18 protein-coding genes are annotated in these 21,322 nt (G+C 34.6%); 2 read left to right on the forward strand and 16 right to left on the reverse strand.

The window, feature by feature from the left end; all coding sequences use genetic code 11:
• Nucleotides 1–77: 77 nt before the first annotated feature.
• From ACFOZ1_RS14595 to ACFOZ1_RS14640, 10 genes are all read right to left on the reverse strand, one after another.
• Entirely contained in the window at nt 78–173 is a 96-nt protein-coding gene (locus ACFOZ1_RS14595) for a putative holin-like toxin (protein ID WP_390200478.1), read from the reverse strand.
• A 215-nt stretch (nt 174–388) separates the two neighbouring features.
• Nucleotides 389–709, reverse strand: a complete 321-nt coding sequence (locus ACFOZ1_RS14600; protein WP_390200480.1) for a hypothetical protein — start codon at nt 707–709, stop codon at nt 389–391.
• Nucleotides 710–1,011: 302 nt separating this feature from the next.
• Entirely contained in the window at nt 1,012–1,764 is a 753-nt protein-coding gene (locus ACFOZ1_RS14605; protein ID WP_390200481.1) for a SurA N-terminal domain-containing protein, read from the reverse strand.
• A 272-nt stretch (nt 1,765–2,036) separates the two neighbouring features.
• On the reverse strand, nt 2,037–2,843 hold the full coding sequence (gene phnE / locus ACFOZ1_RS14610) for a phosphonate ABC transporter, permease protein PhnE (protein ID WP_390200482.1): 807 nt from the start codon (nt 2,841–2,843) through the stop codon (nt 2,037–2,039).
• A 44-nt stretch (nt 2,844–2,887) separates the two neighbouring features.
• The gene (gene phnE, locus ACFOZ1_RS14615; protein WP_390200483.1) at nt 2,888–3,703 is read right to left on the reverse strand and encodes a phosphonate ABC transporter, permease protein PhnE; all 816 of its coding nucleotides are present in this window, start codon (nt 3,701–3,703) and stop codon (nt 2,888–2,890) included.
• Complete coding sequence (gene phnC / locus ACFOZ1_RS14620) at nt 3,696–4,478, reverse strand: phosphonate ABC transporter ATP-binding protein (RefSeq protein ID WP_390200484.1); 783 nt, start codon at nt 4,476–4,478, stop codon at nt 3,696–3,698. The genes phnE (ACFOZ1_RS14615) and phnC overlap by 8 nt, the downstream gene beginning before the upstream one ends.
• Nucleotides 4,479–4,567: 89 nt before the next feature.
• Nucleotides 4,568–5,668, reverse strand: a complete 1,101-nt coding sequence (locus ACFOZ1_RS14625; RefSeq protein ID WP_390200486.1) for a PhnD/SsuA/transferrin family substrate-binding protein — start codon at nt 5,666–5,668, stop codon at nt 4,568–4,570.
• 278 nt (nt 5,669–5,946) lie between these two features.
• A complete protein-coding gene (locus ACFOZ1_RS14630; protein ID WP_390200488.1) occupies nt 5,947–6,936 on the reverse strand; it encodes a sensor domain-containing diguanylate cyclase in 990 nt (329 codons plus the stop codon).
• Between the two features lie 27 nt (nt 6,937–6,963).
• The gene (locus ACFOZ1_RS14635; RefSeq protein ID WP_390200489.1) at nt 6,964–7,770 is read right to left on the reverse strand and encodes an alpha/beta fold hydrolase; all 807 of its coding nucleotides are present in this window, start codon (nt 7,768–7,770) and stop codon (nt 6,964–6,966) included.
• Nucleotides 7,771–7,965: 195 nt separating this feature from the next.
• Entirely contained in the window at nt 7,966–11,376 is a 3,411-nt protein-coding gene (locus ACFOZ1_RS14640) for a glycosyl hydrolase 53 family protein (RefSeq protein ID WP_390200491.1), read from the reverse strand.
• Nucleotides 11,377–11,570: 194 nt separating this feature from the next.
• On the opposite strand from ACFOZ1_RS14640, the gene ACFOZ1_RS14645 reads away from it, so the two are divergent.
• Nucleotides 11,571–12,833: a sensor histidine kinase gene (locus ACFOZ1_RS14645; RefSeq protein ID WP_390200492.1), complete on the forward strand. Its 1,263-nt coding sequence runs from the start codon at nt 11,571–11,573 to the stop codon at nt 12,831–12,833.
• 143 nt (nt 12,834–12,976) lie between these two features.
• Here ACFOZ1_RS14645 and ACFOZ1_RS14650 read toward each other — a convergent pair whose 3' ends face one another.
• The 3 genes from ACFOZ1_RS14650 to ACFOZ1_RS14660 all read right to left on the reverse strand — a co-directional run bounded on the left by ACFOZ1_RS14650 (nt 12,977) and on the right by ACFOZ1_RS14660 (nt 15,658).
• Complete coding sequence (locus ACFOZ1_RS14650) at nt 12,977–13,390, reverse strand: hypothetical protein (RefSeq protein ID WP_390200494.1); 414 nt, start codon at nt 13,388–13,390, stop codon at nt 12,977–12,979.
• 51 nt (nt 13,391–13,441) lie between these two features.
• Nucleotides 13,442–13,750, reverse strand: coding sequence for a hypothetical protein (locus tag ACFOZ1_RS14655; RefSeq protein WP_390200496.1), 309 nt, complete (start codon nt 13,748–13,750; stop codon nt 13,442–13,444).
• A 318-nt stretch (nt 13,751–14,068) separates the two neighbouring features.
• Complete coding sequence (locus ACFOZ1_RS14660) at nt 14,069–15,658, reverse strand: metal ABC transporter solute-binding protein, Zn/Mn family (RefSeq protein WP_390200498.1); 1,590 nt, start codon at nt 15,656–15,658, stop codon at nt 14,069–14,071.
• Nucleotides 15,659–16,478: 820 nt separating this feature from the next.
• Here ACFOZ1_RS14660 and ACFOZ1_RS14665 point away from each other — a divergent pair.
• Nucleotides 16,479–17,654, forward strand: a complete 1,176-nt coding sequence (locus ACFOZ1_RS14665; RefSeq protein ID WP_390200500.1) for a DEAD/DEAH box helicase — start codon at nt 16,479–16,481, stop codon at nt 17,652–17,654.
• Between the two features lie 444 nt (nt 17,655–18,098).
• Here the strand turns inward: ACFOZ1_RS14665 and ACFOZ1_RS14670 are convergent, their stop codons facing one another.
• From ACFOZ1_RS14670 to ACFOZ1_RS14680, 3 genes are all read right to left on the reverse strand, one after another.
• Nucleotides 18,099–18,761: a hypothetical protein gene (locus tag ACFOZ1_RS14670; protein ID WP_390200501.1), complete on the reverse strand. Its 663-nt coding sequence runs from the start codon at nt 18,759–18,761 to the stop codon at nt 18,099–18,101.
• Between the two features lie 214 nt (nt 18,762–18,975).
• A complete protein-coding gene (locus tag ACFOZ1_RS14675) occupies nt 18,976–20,007 on the reverse strand; it encodes a lysozyme inhibitor LprI family protein (protein WP_390200502.1) in 1,032 nt (343 codons plus the stop codon).
• Between the two features lie 157 nt (nt 20,008–20,164).
• Nucleotides 20,165–21,298, reverse strand: a complete 1,134-nt coding sequence (locus tag ACFOZ1_RS14680; RefSeq protein ID WP_390200504.1) for a hypothetical protein — start codon at nt 21,296–21,298, stop codon at nt 20,165–20,167.
• Nucleotides 21,299–21,322: the final 24 nt, after the last annotated feature.

Raw genomic sequence — 21,322 nt, forward strand, 5'->3', positions numbered from 1 at the left:
GGTTCCCCCAGAGGAATCGGCTAAACATTGTTTGTATTAGACCTCTCCTAGTTACTTGTAAGGGCAAATAGGGAGGTCTATTTTCGTTTAATCATCGAGATAATCAACGTGAGCAGTGCAATCAAGAAAGTACCAAAACCAAATAGTACCATAAAGCTTTCATACATACTCATAGGCATTCCCCCTTTCCATAAGGGAATTAGCCGACCTAACCCTAAAAGAACGTTATCTTTTTAGATTATAACATAATCCAGCAAAAAATAGAACATATATTCGCATTCGCTACTTTTTCAATCTATTATATACCAAAAACTACACTACCTATTATTGGCAGTGCAGTTGTATTTGTAGAAACATTCTCCCTCAATCCATCGATTTCTTTATTCCTTCATCCAAAGCAAATTTTTACACTACCCTCATTCTTAGCTGCTTCATAGGAATTCTTGATAAATCCTTGAATCTGTTTTACATCAATATCTCTACGATTTGCTCTATCATTTTTAGGAAATAGTAAATTACAATCTTGCATCACTTGATTCATCATGACATCAGAAAACTCCACACATACACCACTTCCACTTACACCTGCATGAAATTCCCTCGCTTGTAACAAATCATATAATATATAAGAATTATCGTTAAACATAGAAAATCTGGCATATGCAACTTCTTGATTTGCCTTGTTATATGCAAAAATGTCGTGTCCCATTTCATGGACACCTCCTTTAATTAAATTTGACTCATATTGGATGTATTTTTACAGAATGGTTTTCTAGATAATGTGATGTTAAATGGAGAGGAGAATGTTTGTACTATTATTTTTTCCTATAATCGTTCTAACGTCAAAATTGGAAATAAGCTCTTTTGCTACTAAAATCACCTATTTATATACGTATTTTCAACCTATATACACTTACATTTATAGTTTCTTAATTTGAATATAAAAAAACCGCATCGTCCTTTTCATCTTGGCGTAAGGACGATACAGTCTATATTAAATCTCTGTTTTATTTAAAGATTTTTTGTAATTTCTGCATCTTTTTCTAGTTTTTCTACTAGTTTCTGATATGTCTCCGCATCTTTTTGAGACTTGATTTGCGCAATTAAATTCGGTTCCATTTCTTCATATGATGGAATCGTCACATCTTGGCCTGATTCACTCATTTGTTCTAATTGTTTCACATATGTGTCATACATTTCTTTCAATTCTTCTTCTGATGGGTTGACTTCCCCTGTCTCATCAGCAATGAGTTTGTTTACTTTTACTTGTGTTTCTACTTGGCTCATTACTTCCTCTTTCGCCATTCCTTGTTCTTCTAATGCAGCGAAAAATTCATCTTGTGACTCTAATCCATTTTGAGCAACTAAACTATCTAATGTCTTATTTACATCTTCTTCTGCCACTTCAAACCCTTTATCTTCTGCCTCTTGAATCACAAGTCTTTGTCCAATTAGTGCATCGACAATTTGCCCTTTTAATTCATCTTGATTCACTTCTTCACCTGACATTTGCGCTTGCATCATGACTTGTTGAAATTGTGCCTGATATGTTGATTCAAAATCTGCTTTTGAAATCTTGTCACCATTTACTTCCGCAACCACTTCTGGAACATTCTCTAAATCAGGTTGTTCCATTTCCGCTTGTTGGTTACCTTCTTCAGTACTTGTTTTCTCATTTCCTTCAGTAGAATCATTGTCACTACATGCTACCATCACTGTTGTTATACAAATTAGCAATAAACTAATTAACCATTTCTTGTTCACAAACATTCTCCTTTACAACATGTTAGGTGCTATTGTAACAAATAAAAATAAAATGTAAAATCATTAGCAAAAGGAAGTATAAAATATGTCTGGCTATTGATTTAGATTATATCCTTATATAACGCCATTTATAGCACATCCTTCAATTGCTGATGTTCGAATGTGTAAAATTTATGGAATGAAGTAAATAGACTATAACTATAAATAATAATACTTCACAAATAATTTTGCATACACTTCATTCTCATTTGTTCCTTGAAGCCTGTATACATCTATCCGCGAATCAATTTATTCCTCACCTTATTTGAAAATACTTCTACAATCAAAATCAACACAACTAATCCAATTAGTATAGATCCGACTTCATTCCATCTATATGCATTCATTGCAAAAATCAATGGTGCACCTATTCCACCCGCTCCTACTAAACCGAGGATAGAAGCTTCCCTCAAATTCATATCAAAGCGATAAATCATAATAGACAAGAAAATGGAGAATAGCTGTGGGACAATTCCATATCGAATCTTTTCAAATGTAGTACAACCAATGGAATTCATTGACTCAAATATACTTGTATCTAAATCTTCAATTGCATCTACATAGAGTTTAGCAAGCATCCCAATTGAAACGAGCGCTATCGTTAATACACCTGCAAATGGCCCAGGCCCTGTTACCCTAATTAGCATTAGCCCATATACCAAAGCAGGAACTGTACGAATGCATATTAAGATTATTCTTGTTACAAAAGCAACAGGTTTTGGTACTACATTAGAAGCTGACAGAAATGCTAAAGGAATGGCTAATAGCGCCCCAATGATTGTTCCAAGGAATGCAATAGCTATTGTCTCCACTAGTAAATATGGCACACCTTTTGACGTAAAAGTAAATAATAAATTTAAATCAGGTGTTACAATTCCTGTCAGTATATTCTTGGCAATGACCCAGTTACTTGCTTCCATTTGACTAAATTGAAGTGTAGATAATGTCCATCCTAGTAATAAAGTTATCAACACAACATACATGAGGAAACGAGCGTAATTTTTTGGGGCTACATATAATTGTTTTTCTATATCATTCATTACAATGTCCTTCTCCTTTTATTTAGAAAAATAATTACGTCATTTCATACTAATTTTTTCCTGAAATGTTCACTTACAGATTCAATTAAAAATACTGTAATTGCTAGTACAAGCAAAATCATGCCAACATTCGCATAATTCCGCCAACCAAGGCTTTCTTGTAGTAACAATCCAACTCCACCTGCTCCGACATATCCTAAAATAGCTGCATAACGAACATTTCCTTCAAAACAGAAAAGAGAAGTAGATAAGAAATTGGGAACTATTTGTGGGAAAATAGCATACCGAAATGTTTGGATACGATGCATTCCTAATGACTCCATAGCCTCAAATGCACCCATATCCGCATTCTCTATTTGTTCATATAACAACTTCCCAACATATGCTAATGTAAATAAAAAGATGGCAACTGTACCTGCTAATGTGCCTAATCCGAATACAAAAGTTGCAATTAGTGCTGAGACTAATGTAGGCATTGTTCTTATTAAACTTAGAAAAATTCTCGCAACAGTATTGATCCATGTATGATTGACTATATTGGATGATGCCATATACGCGACTGGTATAGACGCAATAGAGCCTAACAAAGTACCAAGTAGCGACATTTTAATCGTATCCATTAGCGGTTGCCAAATGTAGGGGATATACTCCCATGTAGGTGGTATCATTTCACCAATAATGACAAAGAATTGATTCCACCTTTTAATCAACTGCTGTACATCAAATTGAGTAAATTCAATCGACAATAGAATACCAACTATGATTAGCACAAGAATAAATGGTATCTTAGATCGTCTGATAGTAACCGTTCTTCCATTGTCTAAAACTATTGGCTTCTGCGTCCAAATTTTTTCAAGCATATACTGCGTCTCCCTTAGCTTTCTCCAACTCTTGCTCTTGATTTCCTTGATAAATATGATTTAATACAGCTTCTGTCACTTCACTTGCTTTCCCGTCATAAACGACTTTTCCTTCTCGTACACCAATAATTCTGTCAGCATATTCTAACGCTACTTCTACATGGTGAATATTCATGAGTACTGTAATATTCATATCACGATTAATAATTTTGAAATCTTCCATTACTTGTTTGGAGGTTATTGGATCTAGTGATGCAATGGGTTCATCAGCCAAAATAATATCAGGATTTTGCGCCAATGTTCTTGCTAGTGCAACACGTTGTTGTTGCCCACCAGATAGTTGATCCACACGCACAAATGCTTTATCTAATATACCTACTTTATCTAATGCTGATAGTGCTTTTACTTTATGTTCATAAGCAAATATCCCTGTCCATTTACGAAAAAGTGATAAGTCTGGAACGAAAGAAACAAGGACATTATTTAGGACAGTCGTTCTTGTCACTAAATTAAATGACTGAAAAATCATTCCGATTTTCCGTCTAAACGTACGAACTTCTTTTCCTTTTAGCTTGCTTACATTCGTATCATTCACCATCAATTGTCCACTAGTAATTTCATGCATTCTATTAATACATCTTAATAGAGTAGACTTACCTGCTCCTGATAATCCAATTATTGCAACAAATTCCCCTTGATTAATGGATATATTAATATTATCTAATGCTTTTACATTATTCTTATAAACCTTATCTACATTTATAAACTCAATCATGAAAGAGCTCCTTTCTAGTTAGCAAACCTAACAAAAACTATCGTGACAAAATGAGAACACCATCTGATGTTCTCATCTTGTCAATCTATTTAATTTAATGTCTGTACTAGCTTTTGTGCCTCTCGTTCTTTATCATAATCGGCATCTGTTGCTTCTTGATACCCCTCATGATTATAAATTGCAATGACTTCTTTTCCTTCTTCTGTTTGAGCAATCGAAATTAATGCTTGTTGGATTGCTTTTTTCAATTCATCTGTCATCACTTCTGAATTCTTACTTACACTTACAGTATCGTTGTAAATACCTGGTGTCACACCAATCACATTTGTTTCATCCCAAATGGTTCCTTCACGATTTAAATCTGTTTGCCAAATATCTGCATTATCTCTTCTAGCATCTGCATATGTTACCATTACATCAATTTGCTCTGCTGCAAGACGTGCGAATGCATTGCCATAAGAGTCTACTGATACGACATTTTCCAAATCTGAAATGGTCTTATCAAAATTATCTTTTAGCCATAACGCTGGATAAATATAACCAGCTGGTGAGGAGGATGACATCACCGCCCAAGAAGCACTATTCACATCTTCAAATGTCAATTGTTCACCGTTATTCACTTTTTCTGCTAATTCTTGTCCTTTTTCTGAAGGACCAGCTATCATTAATGCGCGATAATACGTCACTTGCTCAACACTAGCATCTGTTGGTTTATTTTCATTCCAATCTTTTGCATCATCTGAATCATTAGTTAATCCTGCACGAGTAGATGTTAAAATGACTTCTGCACCGTCATCATATAACACATATGTACCACCAGGTATAAACCCGATATCCTGTGTTCCAGATGATAATGCCTCGCCTACTGCTTCATAATTTGTTCCTACAGTTATTTCTACTTCACCAACATCAAATCCATGATTAGCTAACTCTGCTTTTAATAGTTCTTTCAATGGATTAGTAGCAGTAATGATTTCATCTGGTTCTCTTGAAGGAACAAATCCAATAGATAGCTTATCAATGGATTCATTTTTCGCTGGCTCTTCATCTGTGTTTTCTTGACTTGAAGCATTATTTTCACTCGCTTCAGCAGTATTCGTGTCTTCTCCACCATCTGTTTCAGCATCACCACATGCAACCAGTACCATCGTTACTACTAGTGCTGTAATCAATAGCCATAATCTTTTCATCAGTAATCCCCCTCATACTCTTTCTAATTGCTAATATTAAGAATAACGTAGATTTGTTAAGTAAATTTATGGATACTGTAAATTCGTTATTAAGATTAACTAGAGTAGGTAAGAGATTTGTTTTTTTGTATAAAAATAGCCCAACCAGAATATAAAACATATTCTAATTAGGCGTACAAATTCTATTTATTTAATAAATACAATTTCTATCAAATTCATTTTTAACAACTATTCCGTTGTTTTTTAATCTTTCTCCAACAATTGTAATACTATCTCGGCTACACTCTCTCCAACTGCGAAGCATGCGTAATCTGGTTACGCCCATTATGTTTGGAACGATATAACGCCTCATCTGCTCTTGTTTGAATAGTTTTCCTATTATCCCCTTCTCTACTCGTTGCAATGCCTGCACTGATGGTTAAGGACAGAGAGGAGATGTCCCAAATCGCTTCCTCTACACTCTTACGAATTCGCTCTGCAATTTGAATCGAGTCGGCAACAGTTGTATTTGTAAGAATAATAGCAAACTCTTCTCCACCGTATCTCGCAACAACATCCTGTTTTCTTGATTGTGTCACTAACATCTGTGCTAATGCCTTTAGAATTCGATCACCTGTTACATGCCCATACGTATCATTTATATCTTTAAAATAATCAATATCAACCATCAATAAAGAAAATGGAATCCTCGTTTTTTTATAAATAGACAGATTTTCTGTTAATTCTCTCTTATATATTCTTCTGTTATAAAGACTTGTTAATTCATCTGTCATCGCTAGTTTTTGTAATTTCTCATTTAATTGAAGTAATTCTGTCTGTTTATTTTCTAATTCTTTTTGTACTTTTTCTAGCTCCATTAGCGCTTCTTTTTTACTACGTTCACTGTCTTCTGCAGTCTTCTTTGCGAGTAGCATTGCTTGTTCATATGCATGCCGCTGCTTCATCGGAAATAGAATACATTCATTTACAAGCATTCCATCCGATTTTCTGCGAACAGCACTCAGGAGTATTGGTATGTGACTACCATCCTTTGTCTCTAATGTCAGATGCATTTCCTCTACCTTTTCTTCTATTGTAATCATAGGTAAAAAGTAAAGCTGATAAAAGGATTGACTCGGCTTGGTTAGAATCTTATATATAAGTTTCCCTTTCACGTCATCCATTTTATAATCAAGTAATGTAAGTAATGTTTGATTGATGCAAACAATCGTACCATCGTCTTTAATTGATACATACCCACATGGGGCGAAATCCAATCGTTCTTCCATCAGAATCATCTACTCCTTCAAGACATCCTATTCATTTGCTGTTAAGTACTCTTTGATTAGCTCGATTGTTTCTTTCGGATGACTCATATGAGGACAATGTCCAGTTGCTTTCATTTGTCGCATAGTACTATTTGGCATTTGATTACTCATATACTCTCCCACTTCTATTGGTGCAATCGCATCCTCTTGGCACTGCAAAATAAGTGAAGGTGTGTCTACATCTGACAAAATAATTCGGTAATCAGACATAAAAGTTGCTATCGCAAATTCACGCTGAATATCAGGGTCTGTGGAGCAGAAAGATTCTTCTAACTCCTGGGCAAGTTCTGGGCGATCAGGGTTTTTCATGACTAATTTAGAAAGGTAATTTCCCCAACCGATATAATTTAATTCCATCATGTTGATTAAACCATCTAAATCTTCCTTCTCAAATCCACCAAAGTATTTCGGTGGATCATTTACATAACATGGTGATGGACCGATAAGGATTAACTTAGTCACAAGTTCAGGTCGCTTAATTGCCGCCAACATTCCAATTGTAGAACCAACAGAATGTCCTATAATCGTAACTTCTTCTAACTCCAATGTTGCACATATCTCAATAATATCCTCAGCATAGCCATTTAGTTCACTATATTTTGTCGAATCATATGCGGCATAATCAGAGCGGCCTGATCCTACATAGTCAAAAAGAATTATGCGATACGCTTTTTGAAAATCAGGTGCGACAAATCTCCACATATTCTGATCGCACCCAAATCCAGGGGCAAATAACAAAACGTTATTTCCTTCACCTAATACATGTACATTGTTTCTAATTAATATATTACTCATTTCTTATATACCTCACCTTACATTTACCTACATAACTATTTGAATAGTAAAAAATCACTATGAATCTATAGTATATAAATTCATCCAGAACTACAATTATTATAAACTTTCTCTATGAATGAAATCAGACATGCTAGATTGGAATAAAAAAAGAATGGTGTAAGCTATCCACTCCACCATTCTTTCACTGTGCTCTTACTTATAAGATTTTCTACGTATTTGTACAATTAGACCTGCGACAATCAGTATAATTCCAACAAATACTAGATTCCATACATTTGACGCGGTATCTGGTAATAACTGCCCATCATTACCTTGTACAGGTTTTGTTCCACTATCGATAGAAGAATCACTCTCTACATCCTCTTCAAATACAGCAAATGTACTGAAATGATTCGTGTCAGCTGTGACGATACCATCTTTATAGGTACCACCAACTAATTTCCAAACATCAGCTTCTGTATTCCAATAATAGATTTTTGCATTGTCTACATTGTTCACTTCATTTTCATCTATTGTAAATTGAAGCTCTACTGGTATATTAAATTGACTAATAGCCACATCACCTTGTTGAATAGAGAAGTCATAGACATCACTTAATGCACTTTCTATCTCTTTCATTTTTTTGAGGTAAATGGTCACTCCATAATCTCCATTCGTAAAGTTAACTGCTGCAATTTCAAGTGCAACACCTTTTTGCTTTATTAAAATAGTGACCTCTTTCTCTTTTAACTGTTGCACTTGTGCCTGAGTTAACTGAATACTTACAGACTCTGCATTTTCACCTAAGTCAATTACTAACTTCCCATTCATTGCAATGTGTTCTATTGATGCATCCTCTATCTTAGCAATTTGATTCGTTATACTTGGTTTTGTTGTAACAATTGTTTGTAAATCTTGATTCACATCTGGCGTTGGATTTTCTGGACTATCTGGTTCCGTTGGCTCATTAGGCTCTTCTGATTCACTTGGTTTTACTTCTTCTAATTGATGAATCGCATCTGTTAACAAACGCATCCATTCTTGTAATGCTTCTTCTGTTTGGATTGTATCTCTTGCTCTTTCTGCTTCTTCGATTACTTTTGTTAACTGCGCATAAGAAACTTCTGTATAGGTTTCTTTCTCAAATTGCTTCGCTTCTTCCAATAATTCATCAAGTGCAGATAAATCAATATTTTCTAAGTCACCTTTTTTGTACAATGAAAAATCATCTAGTGTACCCCATGCGCCAGGACCGGCTTTAATCGTTGCACCAATGGTGATTTCTCCATTCGTTACGATGAAATCATCTAGCATCGCTTCATTCCAATTCGCCCATCCATTCACACCAGTTGCGACTTCCTTTTTTTCTCCATCTATGATTACGAAAAAGTTCATGTCATGGTCCCCAGCATCGCCACCTTGGATAAACATAGATGCTTGATACATACCATCGTCAAGACCTGTTATTTTCTGCGTCACTTCAAATTCCACAGCTTGCTCAGAATAGAAATGCAAGGAGTGCGAACCATTGTGTGCATCTTGGGCATTATCTTTTCTGGTGACATATGGTGTGATGTCTTCTGGATAAGTAATCTGCCACATACTCATATCACTTGCTTCAAAACTACTATTATCTACATAGTTTACTGGCTTTACTTGTATCGTTGCTTTTACTTCGTATTGTTCAAGTACTGTTCCACTTACTGTATATGTTCCAATCCCGCTATTTTTTACAATCTGTAACGCATTTTCGTCCCATTTCACTTCACTCGTTTCTTTACTTCCGTCATTGTATATTACTTCCACATGAGACGGTAAAGCTATATCTAATCCTAATTCTATCTCCAATGTTACATCTTGTATTTCTTCTATTTGACGAGGTGCAATTGTTCCTGTCTCTACATAACGAAATACTTGTAAGGATGATAAAGGTTTCCCATTAAAATCAAATAATGCTTGGTTGTCCACAGCACTTCCACCAAACCATTTACCCGCATCTTCTGGATCGTATTCCGCTGCATAACTTGTCGCCCAACCTGAACCATATTGCTCCCACAATTGTTTATTTATTTCAATATTATCAGGTGTCCCGACAGGTATCCACGCTGGCTCCCAATAGAACACACCAATGCCTGCTTCTCCAATATCATGCACAGCTTTCATCACATCTCTTACTGCAGTTGCTTGACCTTGTACAGATACTGGATATGGTAAATGGCTAGAATTGTCTGCTATCGTGTTACCATGGCCATCTCCTTCTAGAAGGGTATAGGCATAACTTGTCTCTGCTACCATTACTTTTTTCCCATACGTATCTGCTACATCTGATAACACATTCGTCAAATTACTTAATGAACCGTGCCAGAATGGGTAATAGGAGCTCGCAAACACATCATAATCGACTTTATGGTCATTTAATGTTTTTGCAATCGATTCATATCGCCCACTCGTTTCTGGATTTGTAAAATGTAATGCAACTAAGATATCTTCACTTACATCTCTTACCGCTGCACTACCTGCTTGAAACAATTGTGAAATGTTTGCCCAATCTCTTTCCCCAGCCACTGCACTATTTGTTTCATTTCCGACTTGCACCATTCCAATATCGATGCCTTCTTCTACAAGTCGTTCCAAGCTTGTTTTTGTATAGTCATATAAGGCTACTTTCTTTTCTTCAAGATTCAAATCTTCCCACGCTTTTGGTTCATGTTGCTTTGCTGGATCTGCCCAGAAATCTGAATAATGGAAGTTGACTAACAACTTCATTCCATTCGCTGTTGCACGCTTCCCTATTTCTATTGCTTTATCAATATCATTATTTCCTCCGCCATAGCCATTCCCTTCTGCATCGTAAGGGTCATTCCAAATTCTAACCCGAACATAATTCACACCAGCTTCACTCATTGTTTGAAAAATGTCTTGTTCGTTACCAGTCGCATCTTTAAATGTCACTCCACTTTGTTCTAAAGCAATAACACTAGAAACATCGACACCTTTTATAAAGTCATTTGCTAACCCGTCTATTCGCTCGACAAATATATCTGCTTCGATAGGCTCTGTTGTGCCATCATCATCTGTAAGTTTTACTAATGATAGATAATCGATATTTCCCCATGCTCCTGGTTGACCAGCAATTTGAATACCGACTGGCACATTACTTTTTGCCTCTGTAACTGTCACATCAAATGTTAGTGCCTCCCAATTGTTATAACCTGTTGTTGTATACGTTGTTGATGACGCTTCACCAATAAATAAAGAGATTTGTCCCGCTTGTTCTGCCTCACCACCCATCGAATTTACAGTGAAACGATACGTACCTTCTTCTAGTGAAGGAATCTCTTGTTGCAACTGAAATACTTGCTCTTTTGTTCCATTGTCATTTAACCAGTAATTAAATGAACTACTTCCATCTACCGCTTCTGTACTTTGTCCATTAATCGTTACATAATCCCAATCAATAGATTCTACTGCCCATGACTCATCAGCAAATAAATCCGTTTCAAAGCTACCATTTTCTATCAGATTCGTTGATGTATTTGCTTGTACGTCTAGTGGATGTTGAAACAATGTAGAACTAAAGATTAGTAGAAAAATAATGCTGTAAACCATTCCCTTTCTTATCACAATCGAACTCCTCCTTAAATATGTAGTCATCCAAATTATAAAACGCTTTCAACATGATAGATATATCAAATTATTCTGTAAAAGTTTCATTTATTGAAATCTATATACAATTGCTTTCTCTAGATATATACAAAAAAATGACTCTAATGGTAAAATAGTTGTATTCGTATTAGATGGACATCGGAGGGTTACATATGACTTTTGACATTGCTACATTATATATTGTTGTTGGAATTGTTAACTTTATGGCATGTATGTTAATGATTGTTTTTTGGAGAATTAATAAGATGGTTAAAGGCCCTGCTTTGTGGGCAGCATCTGCTTCGGTTTCCTTTATCGGATTTATTTTGATGCAGACATGGGATGACAGTTATCGTATTTTTCTAAATAATTGCGGAACACTAATTGGTGCACTCTTATTGATGGAAGGAATTCTTAGATTTAGAAACATTGGTAATGAGCGAAAACGATTAAAGTACATCATTTTCTTTATGATTCTTTCTGTTGTGATGGCATATATCAATCAATACAATCCAACTGCGAGATATATATATCACGACTTCATTGTTGTCGCTGTATCGATTATTTCAGCACTTGCTATGTTATACAAAACAACAAAACTACAATTTATTGTACATATGTACACAGCTCTTGCATTTGTAATTATTATTCCTGTTTTTTCTTATCGGTGGTTTTTAGCAGTTAGTGGTCAACTAGAGACTTCATTAGTCGGACCTTCCGGGCATTTTTTTGTAGGCATATTGTTTTTAAGTGTCATTCCACATATTATCGGTTGGTCTTTAGGATTAAGTCTTGCAATTACTTATCAAATGAGACAAGAAATAGAAGGTGCAATGGAGGCAAAATGGCTTCAAGCACAAATACAACCGCATTTCATTTTTAATACATTGAATTCAATTAATGCACTAAGCACGATTGATATTAAGAAAATGCGTCGTTTAGTGGAAGCATTTAGTGATTTCTTAAGAAGCAAATTCGATTATCATTCATTTAGTAGATGGGTATCAGTTAATGAGGAAATAGATATAGTTAATTCTTATTTATATATTCAAAAGGTGAGGTATAGTGATAAGTTAACGATTCAGATTGATCGTAAAGATTCAGACGTTTTTCATTTACCGACACTTACCATCCAGCCTATTGTAGAAAATGCGATAAAACATGGCATTATGAAGCAAGCAAATGGAGGTACAATTTCTATCAAGACAATTCAAAAAGGGGAGTATTTACGTGTTATTATTAAAGACAATGGTGTTGGTATAGAAGCATCTAATCTACAATCTATTTTGCAAATGAATAAGGATGAAACTAGAGGTGTCGGCTTAATCAATACGAATAAGCGATTGAAGCAAGGGTTTGGGGATGGATTACGAATAAAGAGTAAAGTTGGTGTTGGTACAATTGTGTCGTTTACGATAACGAAGAAGTTTGTTTGATTGGGGAGAGTTGACTATGCATGCATTACTTCCAATTTCCCTTCTGATAGGAAATGTTTAGAAAAGATCACTCAGTCACCAATTAGACAGAGGTGGTCTTTCCTTTTTGTTTGTCAAAAAAGTCTCTATCACATGAGTAGCCTTTATTTTAACACCCACGGAATCTTCATTTGTATTTCAAATTGAATAGTCGGCTTAGGAAATCCTTCTGGGACTAAATCTAATTCCTCAGTAAAACTTATTTCCACACCATCACCATAAACAAAGTCATTTTCCCCCTCTATTATTCGACCAACCAGATGATAAAATGCACTATACAAATGCGTTCCATCTTTATTCTTTGTATATTCTGTAACTTCTCCTTCCTTACGTGGATCTATACCAAGTGAACGAAAGAGTTCTTTCATCTTTGGCGGAAACTGCTCACAAGCCAAAACATAGTTCGCACAGTAATCACAATTGCAATCTTCTCTGATTACGTGATAGTTATCATAAAATTCCTTCGTTTTATTCACATCAACTTCTATTATCCAAGAACCTATTTTCATTTGTCTCATATACTCATCCTTTTAGCACATACACAATTGCTAATTAATTTATTCATGCAATTAGGAAAATAACTCGAAAAGCCACAAAATAATTGCTATAACTATTGTTATGATAAAAATACCTAAAAAAATTTGTGAAAGCAACGTGCTTATTCTTGCAAAAAGGTGATCCTCGAATTTTCTACCGACAATAATCGCTAAGATAAGTAAAGCAATGGTAAGCCACATCTCTGGTATATTGATGTGGAGCAAGTCTGAAATATGGTCACCAAGGGTTTTCCTATTAAAATTCATATAAGAAACTAGTAAAGCAAGAATAAATATTAATAATGACAGACTTCCTACGCCCAATGATTTATTTTTTCCCAATCTAATTCCCTCCTGCTAAGAAATAGAAAATACACAAACTTACGGCATTTAACGAAAGTGCTGTCTATAGTTATAATCAATGTACCATATATGTAACAAAATTCCAATGGATAATAAAAAGTATGTTATGAAGACAATTATAAAATTGTGAAATCTGGCACTTGATTTATTGTTATTAAGTAATTTCTGGAGTGGATGCAATCACAATATGTATAAGTACGCATAAACATTCATGGATAGTTGAAAAGCAGCAGACTAGTTAGGTCTCCTGCTTCTCTAATAACTTACCAATTATATAACATGTTTTTGACAAGCCTTTTAATGGGCAATCATTTCATGTGCAATTTCTTCTCCGCTCATGGTAGATGGATAATAGGTAGGCCAATTTGTAACTTCTTCAAGTAAAGCATCATAATCGTCTCCCCAATACAAATGATAGTGACTAGCTTTAGTCGGATAAATGCTGTGATCACTAAATTGAATATATTGTGGAAGTCCTTCTGCACCTTCTATTAACTCAAATATGAATCTTACCCCTCGATTACCAGCCTCATAGGTTAATATTTCATAACCATGGTAAAAGTATGTGCCTGTCATTTCTTTACCATTTTCAAAAAAAGTTACCGTATCACCATTGAAAATAATCCGTTCCACATCCGTCTTATATCCTACCTCATAATATTCCTTATACTCTTCTGCTGTCTTATCTCCACTCTCTTCTTTATGAGCAAAAACTTCATCAAGTGTACCGTCTAGAAGATAAGGATATACAGATTGCCAGTCCCCTTCCCAATCAGAAAGAGCACGATCTTCTATTTGGCTATCTTCAAAATAACCAGCATATATTTGTTCTGCTTCCTCATCATGACTATGCTCATGATGATGTCCACTATCTGATGCATGATTTGTTTCTACCGATAATGCTTCATTTAACACTGCTAAGTTTGCTCTCATAAGTGAAAAATAATCTGCATCATTCGCTATATCCTCTTCTGTTAATACGGATAAATTATGAATATGCAACGCCTCAGCATTAATTTCCTTTCTAATCACTTCTACCACTTTAGGTGTTATATTTTGTTCAAACAACACATATTTCAAATCATGATCCCGAGCAATTTTCACAACATTTTCTAATTCCTTTTGTGAAGGTTCATTAGAAGGACTTAAACCAGAAACAGCAATTTGTTTAATACCATACGATTGCTCCCAATATCCATAGGCAGCGTGAGATACTATCATTTCTTTTCCTGGTAAGCTCTCTAATTGCATACGAAACTCTTCATCTAATTTTTCTAGATTTCTTTTCAGCTCTTCGAAATTTCTGTTAAAGGTTTCTTCTAACTTGGGATTAATTTCTACAAGTGTATTCTTTATATTCTCAGCTATTCCAATTGAGCGAATTGGGTCTAGCCAAACATGTGGATCTTTATCTCCATGATTATGTGTCGTATGTTCTTCCTCATGATTACTTTCTTCATCGGTATGATTATGCTGATGGCTATGATCATGAGAGTGATTTAATAAATCAATCCCTTTTGAAGCTTCCACTATTTTCACATCTTCGGATTCAATAGAATCAGAGATTTGTTTCGCATAAGGTTCTAATCCAGCTCCATTATATATAAATGCATCAGCTTCGGCTAAATCTACTATTTCCTTTGAAGTTGGTTCATATGTATGTGGATCTGATCCTACAGGTAATATGGACTCAACAGAAGCAGATTCTCCTGCAATTACTTGTGTAAAATACTGTAGTGGATAAACAGTTGTAAATATCTTCAAGGTTTTTTCTTTACTTTGTGCAGCTGAACTTTCTTCACTACTTTCTGTAGCCCCATTACCACATGCAGACATTGTAATAATGAAAATAACTAAAATGAACACTCCAAATAATTTTCTTAACATATTCTCTCCTCCATAGATTAAAAATAATTAATATCTGAGAAAATCTTTACTGTAAATAGTAATCATTACGATTTAAATCGTAAAAAAATAGATCATTTACAAACAATTTACACCTGCGCAATTCTTTCAATCAACTGTAACACTTTCATCTTCGGAAATTTATTTCTATATACCAACATACCCCCCTTTCTTCAAATAACTTACATTCTTTATACTAAGAACTTGCACCTCATAGTATATTCTTTCATTGCGATTCAAGAACAACCCAATGACAAATCATAATGATTACGATTTACAATTTAAAATTTTTTACCAAAAGGTATATATGCAGATTTCTAAATGAGTCTTAAATATGCATTTCTGTAGATACTAGAAATATATAACGCTTATTAGTATCCATAACCTACGCGAGCCATTCCTCACTTTGCAAAAATATCAATTGATAAAACGTAATCTTTACGATTTATAGATGCTATATTACAATAACAGTAAATGTTAGATTTTGCAAGACCATTTTTTAGTAGCAAGATTTTTTTACTCATTAGAGATGTGTTGCTGACTTTATACTTTTTTAATCAACCATATCAAAAGTCGGTATATAAAATTACTCTTAATGATTGGTTTATCGTCCATAACATTTAAATATGACTTTTCCATTAGAAAGATCTCTAGTTACCTTTAGTTTGTGACGAGAAAAAACTTATAATGTGTAATCTTCCCACAATCATGTTGTTAGCACATAATCGCTTAAAATATCACTAAAAAATGGTACAAGTTGACGTATATCACAATCCGCATTACTCTAAATAGAGATGCATGAATGGATGCAATAAAAGGAGCAGTAAAAATGAATAAAACACAATCATTAAATGAAACAATATCCAATTTAAAATCGTTTCTTCAAACCGCATGGGATAAATCTGGATTTGAGAAGCTTACAGCTATTCAAATGCATACAGCTCGCTCTATAATCGAAGGAAAAGATATCATTGCTGAGTCCCCAACTGGCAGTGGTAAAACGTTAGCTTACCTTTTACCACTTTTGCAACAAATCGATCCAATTCAAAAAAGTACGCAGGTGGTTATCTTAGCATCATCCCATGAACTAGTCATGCAAATACATCAAGAGGTTCAAGAGTGGTCAAGGGATAGTGGAATAGGAAGTGCTACACTGATTGGTGGAGCGAACGTAAAACGCCAAATTGAAAAATTGAAGAAGAAACCGCATATCGTAATCGGCACACCCGGAAGAATGCATGAACTTATTAACCAAAAAAAATTAAAGATGCATCATGTAAAAACGATTGTAATGGATGAAGCAGATCAACTGTTAGTGCCTGAACATCTATCTGTTATCGAAAAAATTGTAAAAAGTACCTTGAGTGAGCGACAAGTACTCGTCTTTTCAGCAACTCTACCTGAGACTATACAATTAAAGGCAGAAGAACTGATGAGCAGTCCTGAAGTAATTCGAGTAGGTAAAGAAGAAGATGTTCGACCTCATGTAGAATACATGTATCTTGTTTCAGAGGCGAGAGATAAGATTGAATCACTAAGAAAGCTCGTTCGAAATAATGAAATGAAAGCTCTTGTATTCGTCAAAGACATTTCAACACTTTCAGAACTGGCAGAAAAATTAGATTATATAGGAATCCGTGCAGGAGTTCTGCATAGTAACGTCAAAAAGCAAGAGCGCGCCAAAGCAATGAAAGAATTCCGTGAAGGAAAATCGGAACTACTACTAGCTTCTGATGTTGCTGCAAGAGGCTTAGATATTCCTGATATAACTCATGTAATTCATATGGACTTACCTAAAGAGACATCACAATTTGTGCATCGCTCTGGTAGAACTGGGCGATTGGGATCTGAATCAGGAGCCGTTATAGCAATTGTTACGGAAAATGAGGAGCGTCAACTACAAAGATTTGGTCGTCAGTTGAATCTGACTTTTTCAAAGAAAATTCTATTCAAAGGGAAATTAAGTAATGGAAAATGATTGTTGCATCTATTATGTATAAAGATGATGTCTGACCATCATGCGAATATGTAATATGCTGCAAATCAACGGGCAAAGCAGTATTTTCATGTAACGCAGCAGTATTCATTGTATCGTGATAAGCCCATTGTCGCTATTTTTCACGCAAAAAAATAGCCTCCTATTAGTTTACAGAGAGCAATATTGGATAGGTTCACTTAATTGGACAACTTAATTAAGTGTAACCTATCCAATTTAAATTTTAGATGTAAATCATCACCATTTATATCGACATGGCCAATAAATTCTTTTTATCGGAAAGGAAATACTCGCTACATAAATGGTTATTTTAGTTGTTTTTTACATCCGCGCTGTTTTTGTGTTGTAAACGGCACCTCGAATAATCCTACTTCATATTATCTTATCCCCAATATATCCCCCACTATTGATTGCTTTGTCCTATCATTATAAGTTTCTATTTCTCTTCACTGCTTCATCATATTCACGTTGCTTCGCCTTTGCCCTGTTAACACTGTTGTTAAAATGATAGGTTTTGTCATTGTAGTTACCCTGTTTAGCTGCTTGTTTCCAAGCATATTTTGCTTCCTTCTCCGCCTTTTTTTCTTCCCATTCTGCTTCTCTTTTTAACTTCTGTTTATCAATTGAGTTGGTTGAACTATTACCAGAAGCTCCCCCACTAGAACGATAACTACCACCACCAGAACGGCCACCACTATCAGAAAAGAAAGCTGCGAGAGCAAATATAAGCATCCCTATCGAAGCTAGTATATAAGATACAACTTTCCATAGTAATTTAATCATTTTTACCAGGAATACTATGACCTTATATGTAGTCAAACTTGGAAAAAATATATCCCTTATTTTGACCAACGCTGCTACAAGCACTAAGCTAAGTAATGCTGCTGGAATCACAAGTATTATACCCGTGGCACCGAACGAATAGTTGTATGTATATATTGTTTGATTATTGGCATTCAACAGTTTGGTTAACTCTTTATCCGCAATATTATTAAAAATGCTAGCAAAAATCCAAGTATAAACTATAAAGTGTAATGTCTTATAATTTCCAAATTTCCTCCATATCCATGATTCATATAAGATATTCATATGTTACCTCCTATTTGATTGAAAAGTTTATTGAATACAATTGTCAAAATAATAGTCGGAATAATAATAGATCGGGTTTTATCTATTAGAGCATTCTTCATCGTCCGTTATTCCAACTGTGGTCATTATTAGATGAGTTTAAATCATTTAACTCGACTTTAATTACCGTTATAGTCTTTAAAAGTAAGATTTTTTAGTACATCTTACTTATCTACTAATCTAAATAATTTTCAATTAAATAGTAGGTTCTTTCTCTCGTCTTGTTGGTTAATCTATCTTTTGCATCAATTTCACCACGAGCCTCTTCATAATCTGCATCTTTTTCTTGAATCCACTTCACTTGTTCTTTTTTTAACTGTTCAAATTTATCCTTTGGCATTGTATCTGCTAAAACGCCCCATACTTCATTTAGCAATCCGTCCCACTCATCAAAGTAATCTCCGAAAAGACCGATCGCAATGTCACCTTTATATTTCTGTTCAACATCTTCATCTAAGATTCTTGCTTTATGAGCATATTCCTCTTTCAAGCTGCTGTAATCTGGAGATTTCCTTTCTTGTTCCTTTTCATATTTCGCACTTTCTATCATATCGTCCATAGCACGTATACTACTTATATATTCCTCCGATGTGATTGATGCGGTCAATAAATTTAATCGCTCCTTAGCTTCCCCTAATTTCCCTTCATCAATCAATTCCATAATATATTCTGATTCTGCATTAAATCTCTCTAATTCATCATCGTTCACTTTCACTGTTTCTGCTTCATCCGTTACAACTTCTTCTTGTTCTTCCTGCTCCTTTTTTCTTTCAACATCTTCTGCAGCATGATTCTTTTCCTCAGCTTCTCGTTGTGCTTTTGCATCCTTTTCTTTTTCTTCTTCTATGTTGTCCACCCTAATAAATTCGGCATTATCTATTGGTTCACCCATCATTTGTACAACTATTATTCTATCTTTACCTTCAAAATATCCTTCAAAAAAATGGAAAGGAACACCATCTTCTGGATTGATAATTTCTATCATGAAGGTATCACTTTGTGTTTCAGTCAGTATGTATTCAGCACTCATATTTTCGGATCTGTTTATTAATCTTTCTTCACCTATCTCTATATATTGCCCTGACTCTCCATTAACAACAGCTTTCCAACTCCCTATGATTTTACTCTCCGTTGAACCCCCACAAGCAGTTAAAACAAGTACAGCAATAAGAACCGTTAATAGGGTCGCTATTTTTTTATGTAGCATCCTTTCCCATCTCCTCATTTAGATCATATGTATGATTTTTCAAGCGACACTAGTTCTATTATACCATTTTTCGAAAAAGGTAGATTGTATTTCTTTCATTGATTTAACTTTATTTTTTTCAGTCACCTATTGAAGTACAGATGTTATGTGACCTTGTTTACATAATCTTATTTTCAAAATCTTTATTAAAAAAATTAATGTTGCTTATTTGTTCTTCTTTGATAAATCCTTGTAAAGTTAGTAGGCAGATTAATTGTCCAAGAATTTCGTAAAGAACCTCCATTGAAACTTTTGGTATCTCTAACTCTTCGTTAAGGTAAAATGTAAATGGAGCCAGAATAAAAGTCTGTGAATCTCTTAAGTCTTCCATTAATTCCATGTATTCAACAAATCTAGGTGGCATTACCGTATAATGAAAATACGGCATACTATAGTAGCCAAACTTCCCTTCATTTGCTGCATCTATACTTTCATTTCTTTCATAATAGGCTCTTTTCGTTTTCTCGGAAACATATCGCGTTCTGTTGTCAAGAAGAAATTGTACACCGTAACCTTCCATGTATTTATTATTATCAGTTATTTTAACTAGGGAAGGTTCATTAGAAAATTCATTGAAATTATGTTCAAATCTGTTTTCATTTGTATAATACAGCACTTCATAAATAAAGTTTGCAAGTGCTAAAGCCGTTTGACTTTTTTCCTTATGCACATATTCTTTATAATTTTCAGTAGTCAAATCATATTCCTGATAACCTGCATATCTATCAGTTATTAAAACAATTTTTATATCTTGTATGTGAGAATATACCGAATTGTCTTTATGAGAATTATTATTTGACATCTCGAGTGTATCATCATCTAAAGGGTAACCCTCCGTCGTTTCAAAACAATCTCCACAATCAAGAGGTTCATCAGATAAGTTCTCAATTTTCCTTGGCATTGTATCGGTCACTTTCTCAGGAATATTTTCTGTTTGATTTTTTGAAGGCATCCATAATGTTGTTGATAAGTCATTTAATGCTTCCAAATCCTGCAATTCGTCAAATATAAGGGCATCTCTGTAATCCGATTTATATAGCGTAGAAACTTTCTTAATCTCATTCATTACTTCGAATGTATTGTTTTGCGGGTAACAAGGTGATTGTTCATTTAAGTAATTTTCCAGAGTGTCAATTAATTCATGATCATAGTTGTAATACCATGCTTTTTCTACAATTAACATGTTAACTAGTTTTTCAAAATTTTCATCGGTCATATTAGCCAAAATAAATTCTCTAACTGTTGTTTTCATCTGAATCTCCCCCTCGTATAGTAT

The organism is Gracilibacillus marinus (assembly GCF_042651725.1).
In the GTDB taxonomy this organism is placed as follows: Bacteria; Bacillota; Bacilli; order Bacillales; family Amphibacillaceae; genus Gracilibacillus; species Gracilibacillus marinus.

Coding starts and splice junctions, on each gene's coding strand:
- ACFOZ1_RS14595 (WP_390200478.1), bottom strand. CDS start 173: ATGAGTATGTATGAAAGCTTTATGGTACTATTTGGTTTTGGTACTTTC.
- ACFOZ1_RS14650 (WP_390200494.1), bottom strand. CDS start 13,390: ATGAGACAAATGAAAATAGGTTCTTGGATAATAGAAGTTGATGTGAAT.
- ACFOZ1_RS14600 (WP_390200480.1), bottom strand. CDS start 709: ATGGGACACGACATTTTTGCATATAACAAGGCAAATCAAGAAGTTGCA.
- ACFOZ1_RS14675 (WP_390200502.1), bottom strand. CDS start 20,007: ATGCTACATAAAAAAATAGCGACCCTATTAACGGTTCTTATTGCTGTA.
- ACFOZ1_RS14670 (WP_390200501.1), bottom strand. CDS start 18,761: ATGAATATCTTATATGAATCATGGATATGGAGGAAATTTGGAAATTAT.
- ACFOZ1_RS14665 (WP_390200500.1), top strand. CDS start 16,479: ATGGATGCAATAAAAGGAGCAGTAAAAATGAATAAAACACAATCATTA.
- phnC (WP_390200484.1), bottom strand. CDS start 4,478: ATGATTGAGTTTATAAATGTAGATAAGGTTTATAAGAATAATGTAAAA.
- ACFOZ1_RS14630 (WP_390200488.1), bottom strand. CDS start 6,936: ATGGAAGAACGATTGGATTTCGCCCCATGTGGGTATGTATCAATTAAA.
- ACFOZ1_RS14660 (WP_390200498.1), bottom strand. CDS start 15,658: ATGTTAAGAAAATTATTTGGAGTGTTCATTTTAGTTATTTTCATTATT.
- phnE (WP_390200483.1), bottom strand. CDS start 3,703: ATGCTTGAAAAAATTTGGACGCAGAAGCCAATAGTTTTAGACAATGGA.
- phnE (WP_390200482.1), bottom strand. CDS start 2,843: ATGAATGATATAGAAAAACAATTATATGTAGCCCCAAAAAATTACGCT.
- ACFOZ1_RS14680 (WP_390200504.1), bottom strand. CDS start 21,298: ATGAAAACAACAGTTAGAGAATTTATTTTGGCTAATATGACCGATGAA.
- ACFOZ1_RS14645 (WP_390200492.1), top strand. CDS start 11,571: ATGACTTTTGACATTGCTACATTATATATTGTTGTTGGAATTGTTAAC.
- ACFOZ1_RS14635 (WP_390200489.1), bottom strand. CDS start 7,770: ATGAGTAATATATTAATTAGAAACAATGTACATGTATTAGGTGAAGGA.
- ACFOZ1_RS14625 (WP_390200486.1), bottom strand. CDS start 5,668: ATGAAAAGATTATGGCTATTGATTACAGCACTAGTAGTAACGATGGTA.